Source organism: Endozoicomonas sp. SESOKO2 (assembly GCF_024606245.1).
Taxonomy (GTDB): Bacteria; Pseudomonadota; Gammaproteobacteria; order Pseudomonadales; family Endozoicomonadaceae; genus Endozoicomonas_A.
On the sequence record NZ_JAHHPQ010000120.1, the window covers coordinates 1 to 7,920 of the forward strand.

Here is a 7,920-nt window from a genome sequence, read left to right on the forward strand (position 1 = left end):
AAAGAATCCATGAAGATCTTCAAGAAGCAGGGGCTGGACATCCGTCTGGGTGCCCGCGTCACGGGTTCTGAGATCAAGGGTAAGGAAGTACACGTTACCTATGCGGATTCAAACGGCAATGAACAAGTTGTTGTATTCGATAAATTGATTGTTGCTGTAGGTCGTCGTCCATATACCGAAAGCCTGCTCGCTGCAGATTGTGGTGTGAACATGGATGAGCGCGGCTTTATCTTTGTAGATGATCATTGTGCAACTGACGTACCGGGTGTATATGCGGTTGGTGACGTCGTTCGTGGCCCAATGCTGGCGCACAAGGGCAGTGAGGAAGGCATCATGGTTGCCGAAATTATTGCTGGCCAGAAAGGCCATATGAACTATGATCTGGTTCCTTCTGTGATCTATACCCACCCTGAGATTGCATGGGTAGGCAAGACCGAGCAGGAACTGAAAGCCGAAGGTGTTGATTACAAATCAGGTACCTTCCCGTTCGTCGCCAGTGGTCGTGCTCTGGCGGCTAACGAGACTGAAGGCATGGTTAAAGTGATTGCAGACAAGGCAAGCGATCGTATTCTGGGTGTACATGCAGTAGGCCCGAGCGCTGCTGAACTGGTTCAGCAGGGTGTTATTGCCATGGAATTTGCTGCCAGTACTGAAGATCTGGCTCTGACCATCTTCTCTCATCCAACACTGAGTGAAGCTCTGCACGAGGCGGTTCTGGCTGTAGACGGTCATGCGATTCATATTCCTAATCGCAAGCGTCGCTAACTGAAAGTCTGAGGGCTGGTCCGATTTTGATGAGTCAGTCGGACAGGCGCCAGACCAGGAAGTTAATTTCGACACCTGAGGGGTCGAAATAAAAAAACCTTTTATCCACGGATGTGGGTAGGAACTTGATTAAAACAACAATGGTAGCTTCAGTATGAATCTCCATGAATATCAGGGCAAGCAGCTGTTTGCTGAATATGGCCTGCCGGTATCCAAAGGTATTGCCTGTGATACACCGGAAGAAGCAGCTGCGGCCGCAGACCAAATTGGCGGAAATCAGTGGGTTGTTAAAGCACAGGTTCATGCAGGTGGTCGCGGTAAGGCTGGCGGTGTAAAGCTGGTCAGCTCCAAGGAAGAAATCCGTGAATTTGCTGAAAAGTGGCTAGGCAAGAACCTGGTCACTTACCAGACAGATGAAAATGGTCAACCGGTTAGCAAGATTCTGGTAGAAAACTGCACCGACATCGCTCAGGAGCTTTACCTGGGGGCTGTTGTGGACCGTTCTACCCGTCGCATCGTTTTCATGGCTTCCACTGAAGGTGGCGTAGAAATCGAAAAGGTGGCAGAAGAAACACCAGAGAAGATTCTGAAGGCTACAGTCGATCCTTTGGTAGGCGCTCAGCCCTATCAGGGGCGTGAACTGGCTTTCAACCTGGGTTTAAACGCTACCCAGGTTAAGCAGTTCACCAAGATCTTCCTGGGTCTGGCCAAACTGTTCCAGGATCTGGATCTGGCTCTGTTGGAAATTAATCCACTGGTTATCACTGAAGCTGGCGATCTACACTGCCTGGATGCCAAGCTGAACATCGATAGCAACGCCCTGTACCGTCAGCCCCGCCTGAAGACCATGCATGATCCTTCTCAGGAAGACGCTCGTGAAGCTCACGCTGCTCAGTGGGAACTGAACTATGTAGCTCTGGATGGCAACATCGGTTGTATGGTAAACGGCGCTGGTCTGGCTATGGGTACCATGGACATCGTTAAGCTATCCGGTGGCGCTCCTGCTAACTTCCTGGACGTGGGTGGCGGTGCCACTAAAGAACGTGTCAGTGAAGCATTCAAGATCATCCTGTCTGACGACAGTGTTAAAGCGGTACTGGTTAACATCTTTGGCGGTATCGTTCGTTGTGACCTGATTGCTGATGGCATCATCGGTGCGGTGAAAGAGGTCGGTGTTGAAGTGCCTGTGGTTGTTCGTCTGGAGGGCAACAACGCTGAACTGGGTGCTCAGAAGCTGGCTGAAAGTGGACTGGACATCATCGCTGCAAGCAGTCTCTCCGACGCTGCAGGCCAGGTAGTAAAAGCAGCGGAGGGTAAATAAGAATGAGCGTCCTGATTAACAAAGAGACTAAAGTAATCTGCCAGGGCTTTACTGGTTCTCAGGGGACTTTTCACTCTGAACAGGCTATTGCTTATGGTACTCGGATGGTCGGTGGTGTCACTCCGGGTAAAGGTGGTCAGGAGCATTTGGGTCTGCCTGTATTTAACACTGTCGCTGAGGCAGTGGCTAAAACTGGCGCTGAAGCTTCCGTCATCTACGTACCTGCTGCTTTCTGTAAGGATTCCATACTTGAGGCTGCCAACGCCGGCATCAAGCTGATTGTTTGTATCACTGAAGGTATTCCTACTCTGGACATGCTGGAATGCAAGGTTCGTTGTGACGAGCTGGGTGTTACCCTGATTGGTCCTAACTGCCCGGGTGTCATCACACCGGGTGAGTGTAAGATCGGTATCATGCCAGGTCACATTCACCAGCCTGGTAAAGTCGGTATTGTTTCCCGTTCCGGTACCCTGACTTATGAAGCAGTTAAGCAAACCACTGACTTTGGTTTCGGGCAGTCTACCTGTGTTGGTATTGGTGGTGATCCGATTCCCGGGTCCAATTTTATCGACATTCTGAAGCTGTTTGAGGAAGATCCGCAGACAGAAGCGATCGTTATGATCGGTGAAATAGGTGGTACTGCTGAGGAAGAAGCGGCTGCTTACATCAAAGAGAACGTAACCAAGCCCGTTGTTTCCTACATTGCCGGTGTTACTGCACCCCCGGGAAAGCGTATGGGGCACGCAGGTGCGATTATCTCTGGTGGCAAGGGTACTGCTGATGAGAAGTTTGCTGCTCTGGAAGAAGCCGGTGTTAAAACCGTTCGCTCACTTGCAGAAATTGGTCAGGCACTGAAAGAGAAAACAGGCTGGTAAGAGTCTGACCCGGTCAGCTTTAAATGATTAAACGGCTCATCTCTCAGGAGGTGGGCCGTTTTGTTTTGTGCGCTGAGTATCGCGCGTAGCGCCAAATGGCGCTGTTCCGTTACGCACTGTGGCGGCTCGATGACTGGGTGGTGAAAGTTCATTGTCAGTCTGGCAAGGGTTACCTCGGGAGGTCTGCCATCCTGCCACAGGCTACCAGTGTCGTGAGGCATTGCGATGGGGCGGCAGAATTCAGAAGAAGTCGTAGTAGCTTTGTTACCTCAAGCTGAAGGACGGAACAGGTTAAATGGATTGAGAGCCGATGACGACAGGAGCAGCAGTAAAGTCTGTTGAGATGCAGACACTCAGTGCAAAGTGGGTCGATCAGCCTGTTGAATTTGGAAGTCAACCACTGAGGCAGCTCGACGCTGAACACGACGTTGTACGTGCATGGCAACTGGTCTGATGGATCATCGTCGCTCCCGGTTGCAGGCTATGAAGGATCGGCGCCGAATCTCAGTAAGGCTCATCAAACTCTCCTCTTTAGTAGCACAAGAAGCGATCCTGTCCCGCCTTCTGAAGGCGGTGCTGAGCAGAATGCCAGAACTTCCGGAAGCTGCCGTAGCCAGTGATTGACATGGCTTTTCAGTGTGTTTTGACGATTTGCACTACGGTGTGATTTGCCGTGGATAATTCGAACGCACTGCATGCCTTCATTACGACAGAACAGCAGGAAATCTGATACCAGTTCCCTGGCCTCCTCAATCTTGTAGCCGTGAAGATCCAGTTGATACTGGATGGGTAGTGATCCCTGACGTAATTGACGCATGCGGGTATGTTGAATGCCTGATCTGCTGAAATCCAGTTTTTGCTCTGGTTCAATGGGTTCGATCCAGGCTTCCGACAGGGCGGCACCTTCAGGTTTGTTTTCCATCTGGGCTGCCCGTCGACGGGCCCTGAGTGTGCAGTCCGGGACGGTGGTCGGTTTCCTGAGCTCTACGGAGCGGTTGGCTTTCTTTAATGGCCGCACGTCCACCATGGCCTCTTTAAACAGGCCTTCCTGATCTTCATTATCGTCTTCGGTCATTGCTCTGAGCTCATCTTTAAACAGGTTTTTCAGCTCCGGGGAGTTTGAAATACAGGGTATTCTATCCTGTATTACAGCCTGACAATACTATGGCAGGCTGATCATACCCGTTTGCGGCGAAAAAGTGGTTCTTTGCCTGTGCCCGAATATGCTACCTTATGACGGTTTTGCAGGGGAGATCCTGATTGTGCTTCCTGAGGAGAGAGTGTGACTGAAATCAGTGAGATGCATACTGGCGAGCCATACTGTGCCAACGAGGCTTATGGTGGCCTGGTCAGTATTCGGGACTTCATTCGCTGGGCTGCATCACGATTTAATGAGGCCGAGCTGTTTTTCGGGCATGGCAGTGATAACGCTCTGGATGAAGCTTTCCATCTGGTTTTTCAGGTATTGCAGTTACCTTGGGAATTACCGGAACCTTACATGGATTGCCGACTTTCCCTGACTGAGCAGAAGAGAGTGGCAGAACTGATCGAGCGCAGAGTTTCAGAACGCAAGCCCTTGGCTTACCTGGTCAACCGGGCCTGGTTCTGCGGTCGACCCTATTACGTTGATGAACGGGTATTGGTGCCTCGTTCACCGATAGCCGAACTGATTCAGCAGCAATTGCAACCCTGGCTGGGGGATATCCGGGTCGAAAAGGTGCTGGATCTGTGTACGGGTTCCGGTTGTATTGGTATTGCAGCGGCTCATGAGTTTCCAGAAGCCACGGTCGATTTGCTGGATATTTCGGAAGATGCCCTGGAAGTGGCTGGCATCAATATCGATAGTCATGAGCTCTGGGGCAGGGTTCAGGCCATTCGTTCTGATCTTTTTGAAGCGATAGACCATGCTCCGGAAAAGCCGAAGTATCAGTTGATTGTCAGCAACCCGCCCTATGTGGATGCTGAAGATATGGCAGATTTTCCGGATGAGTTCGGCCACGAACCGGAGCTTGGTCTGGCGGCGGGAGAAGATGGTCTGGATATGGCCCGCGTAATTTTGGCTCGTGCCGCTGACTTTCTGGATGAGAAAGGGCTGTTGGTTCTGGAAGTGGGTAACAGTCATTGGGCTTTGAGAGATGAGTACCCTGCTGTGCCCTTCATCTGGCCAGAGTTTGAAACAGGCGGGCATGGCATCCTGATACTGGATGCCGGGAACTGTCGTAAGTATCAGCCTCTGTTTAGCAGCCGTGAGCGAAGAAAGCAGGCTTAAACAGCCATGAGTGACTGAAACCTTATTCTGGAAAAAGGTTTCAAAGTAAAGCATTAAACCCCTGACGGCAGCAACGACAGACAACCGTCAGAGGAGGGGGAAGTCAAAATGGCAGGCAATAGCATTGGCCAACTGTTCAAGGTTACAACCTTTGGTGAGTCCCACGGTATTGCCCTGGGCTGTATAGTGGACGGCTGTCCTCCGGGCATAGCTCTGAGTGAAGCGGATCTGCAGAAAGATCTTGATCTGCGTAAGCCCGGTACCTCCAAATATACGACACAGCGTCGTGAGCCGGATCAGGTTAAGATCCTGTCTGGTGTTTTTCAAGGCAAAACTACCGGCACACCCATTGGTTTGCTCATCGAAAATGTGGATCAGCGCTCCAAGGATTATTCCAATATCATGGATCTTTTCCGTCCAGGCCATGCTGACTATACCTATACCCATAAATACGGTTTTCGTGACTACCGGGGTGGAGGGCGTTCTTCTGCTCGAGAAACCGCCATGCGTGTCGCAGCCGGTGCGATTGCCCGTAAATATCTGCAGAGTCAGGGCGTCGAAATTAAAGGTTATCTGTCCCGGTTGGGCACGATCAGTATTGACAAGATTGACTGGGATGAAGTTCGTAATAATCCTTTCTTCTGCCCGGATGCGGATAAAGTGCCCGCCATGGAGCAATTGATCGACGACTTGCGTCGTGAGGGTAATTCCACCGGTGCCAAAGTGACCGTGATGGCTACCGGCGTGATGCCGGGACTGGGTGAGCCTGTCTTTGACCGACTGGATGCCGATTTGGCTCATTCTCTAATGAGCATTAACGCCGTTAAAGGTATTGAGATAGGCGATGGCTTTGAGTCTGTGGCACAGAAAGGTACAGAACATCGCGATGAACTGACGCCTGAAGGTTTTCTGTCCAATTCTGCTGGTGGTGTTCTGGGAGGTATCAGCTCGGGTCAGGATATTGTTGCTCATATTGCCCTGAAACCCACTTCCAGCATGACTGCACCTGGCAAGAGCATCAATATGCAAGGTGAACCGGTTGATGTGGTCACAAAGGGGCGTCACGATCCTTGTGTCGGTATTCGTGCCGTACCCATTGCTGAAGCCATGATGGCGATCACCCTGATGGATCACCTGATGCGTCATCGAGCTCAGAATGCTGATGTTGTCAGTCCAGCTCCGGTTATTCAAGGTTAGACCTGAATAATCTGGTACCCGGGCTCGGGGGCTTCCTTATACACGGTTAACACCTGTCAGTGGCTTACTATTTCCCAAACTGGTTGATGTCTTCGGCATCCCAGGCGTAGTTAATCCAGTAATCGTGAATGTCCTCTCCGGTGAAGAAGTGGCTCAACTTCTCTGGCAGGGTGCCTTTCTTTTCTTTCAGTTTGTTATGAACGACGAATGCGGCAAACTCAGTTTCAGGGTGTGTTTCATAAAGGTGGTTTAGCGTGAACTGAAGTGTGGTTCTTTCATCATCGACTTCGTCAATGACCAGAACTTTTTTCCCGTCGAGGTGGGTGCCTGTTTCCAGCCACTGAAGTTTGACCGGTGTCTCTGAAGGTGCAGTACCTGTCTCGTCGCTATAGCGGGAGAGGGATACAATCAGAATCGGTTTGTTGATGTAAGTGCGCATGATGCGTGCCGGAATCAGACCACCGCCACCAATGGCCAAAAGGTAATCAGGCTCAAATCCAGAGGCTTTGATCTTTTTCGCTGAGGCGCAAATGGTGTTATGGATATCGTTATAGGTGAAATTATATTGCTCCATGAGCACTTAAACCTTTAGATGAAGGAAGGGTCTGTTGACAGACCAATAAAACTGGAGCCGGGAAGGATAGGCGATTTACTGCCGATAAGCCAAGTAGGGCTTTCCACTGTAGCAGTGAGAGGCCATCCTGTTTGAGAATGGCCTCTCCGGGAGATCAGGATGACGTGGCCGGTGTGTACATGGCTTCAATTTCTTTGCGGAAACGTTCCATAATGATCTTTCTGCGTAATTTCAGCGTTGGCGTGATCTCTCCCATTTCGATGGAGAATTCACGGGGTAGCAGGGTGAACTTCTTAACTTGCTCGAATCGAGCCAGCTCTTCCTGAATGTGATCCAGCCGACCCTGAAACATGGCCTGGATATCGGCATTGTGGATCAGGTCCATTTTGTTTTCATAATTCAGGTTAATGCTTTTTGCGTATTCTTCCAGTGCTTCAAAGGCAGGAACAATCAAAGCAGAAACATAGTTTTTGGCATCAGCAATGATGGCGACCTGTTCAATAAAACGATCCTTGCCCAGTGTGCCTTCTATGTATTGGGGGGCAATATACTTGCCGTTGGACGTTTTCATTAGCTCCTTGATGCGTTCGGTAATACGCAGCTGACCTGTTTCATCGATCAGACCTGCATCGCCGGTTTTTAACCAGCCGTCAGCGTCAAAGGTTTTGGCTGTTTCATCCGGTTTTTTGTAGTAGCCGCGCATCAATGTCGGTCCTTTCACCAGAATTTCGCCTTCCTGTCCGATTTTAACTTCAGTGCCGGGAAGTGGTGTGCCGCAGCTGCCAAACCGGTAACCGGTATCGCGGAAGCAGGTTACCGTCGCCGTGGTTTCAGTCATGCCATAACCTACTTTGACATTGATGCCCAGGGCGTGGAAGAAACGGTTGATGTCGTCATCCAGTCGGGCACCGCCACAGGG

General features: G+C 50.7%; 9 protein-coding genes. 6 read left to right on the forward strand and 3 right to left on the reverse strand.

Features of this window, described 5'->3' with window-relative positions:
- The 4 genes from KDK17_RS03190 to KDK17_RS03205 all read left to right on the forward strand — a co-directional run.
- On the forward strand, positions 1-765 hold a 765-nt coding region (locus tag KDK17_RS03190; RefSeq protein ID WP_257287327.1), incomplete at its 5' end, for an FAD-dependent oxidoreductase.
- Positions 766-919: 154 nt separating this feature from the next.
- Entirely contained in the window at positions 920-2,086 is a 1,167-nt protein-coding gene (gene sucC, locus KDK17_RS03195; RefSeq protein WP_257254494.1) for an ADP-forming succinate--CoA ligase subunit beta, read from the forward strand.
- Positions 2,087-2,088: 2 nt separating this feature from the next.
- Positions 2,089-2,961, forward strand: coding sequence for a succinate--CoA ligase subunit alpha (gene sucD / locus KDK17_RS03200; protein WP_257254493.1), 873 nt, complete (start codon positions 2,089-2,091; stop codon positions 2,959-2,961).
- Positions 2,962-3,271: 310 nt separating this feature from the next.
- Complete coding sequence (locus tag KDK17_RS03205) at positions 3,272-3,415, forward strand: hypothetical protein (protein WP_257254491.1); 144 nt, start codon at positions 3,272-3,274, stop codon at positions 3,413-3,415.
- A gap of 63 nt (positions 3,416-3,478) precedes the next feature.
- On the opposite strand, the gene KDK17_RS03210 is transcribed toward KDK17_RS03205, so the two are convergent.
- Positions 3,479-4,036: a Smr/MutS family protein gene (locus KDK17_RS03210; RefSeq protein WP_257254490.1), complete on the reverse strand. Its 558-nt coding sequence runs from the start codon at positions 4,034-4,036 to the stop codon at positions 3,479-3,481.
- A gap of 207 nt (positions 4,037-4,243) precedes the next feature.
- Here KDK17_RS03210 and prmB point away from each other — a divergent pair, with 207 nt between their 5' ends.
- Together prmB and aroC are read left to right on the forward strand one after the other, a co-directional pair.
- Positions 4,244-5,230, forward strand: a complete 987-nt coding sequence (gene prmB, locus KDK17_RS03215) for a 50S ribosomal protein L3 N(5)-glutamine methyltransferase (RefSeq protein WP_368736495.1) — start codon at positions 4,244-4,246, stop codon at positions 5,228-5,230.
- A gap of 108 nt (positions 5,231-5,338) precedes the next feature.
- A complete protein-coding gene (gene aroC, locus KDK17_RS03220) occupies positions 5,339-6,427 on the forward strand; it encodes a chorismate synthase (protein WP_257254489.1) in 1,089 nt (362 codons plus the stop codon).
- Between the two features lie 67 nt (positions 6,428-6,494).
- On the opposite strand, the gene KDK17_RS03225 is transcribed toward aroC, so the two are convergent.
- Complete coding sequence (locus KDK17_RS03225; RefSeq protein WP_257281764.1) at positions 6,495-7,001, reverse strand: phosphoribosyltransferase; 507 nt, start codon at positions 6,999-7,001, stop codon at positions 6,495-6,497.
- A 154-nt stretch (positions 7,002-7,155) separates the two neighbouring features.
- Positions 7,156-7,920, reverse strand: a 765-nt coding sequence (locus KDK17_RS03230) for a long-chain fatty acid--CoA ligase (RefSeq protein WP_257287328.1), incomplete at its 5' end; no start/stop codon positions are given.

Excerpts from the sequence above, each read along its gene's own strand:
- KDK17_RS03205 (WP_257254491.1), top strand. The coding sequence starts at position 3,272 with ATGACGACAGGAGCAGCAGTAAAGTCTGTTGAGATGCAGACACTCAGT.
- sucC (WP_257254494.1), top strand. The coding sequence starts at position 920 with ATGAATCTCCATGAATATCAGGGCAAGCAGCTGTTTGCTGAATATGGC.
- sucD (WP_257254493.1), top strand. The coding sequence starts at position 2,089 with ATGAGCGTCCTGATTAACAAAGAGACTAAAGTAATCTGCCAGGGCTTT.
- aroC (WP_257254489.1), top strand. The coding sequence starts at position 5,339 with ATGGCAGGCAATAGCATTGGCCAACTGTTCAAGGTTACAACCTTTGGT.
- KDK17_RS03210 (WP_257254490.1), bottom strand. The coding sequence starts at position 4,036 with ATGACCGAAGACGATAATGAAGATCAGGAAGGCCTGTTTAAAGAGGCC.
- KDK17_RS03225 (WP_257281764.1), bottom strand. The coding sequence starts at position 7,001 with ATGGAGCAATATAATTTCACCTATAACGATATCCATAACACCATTTGC.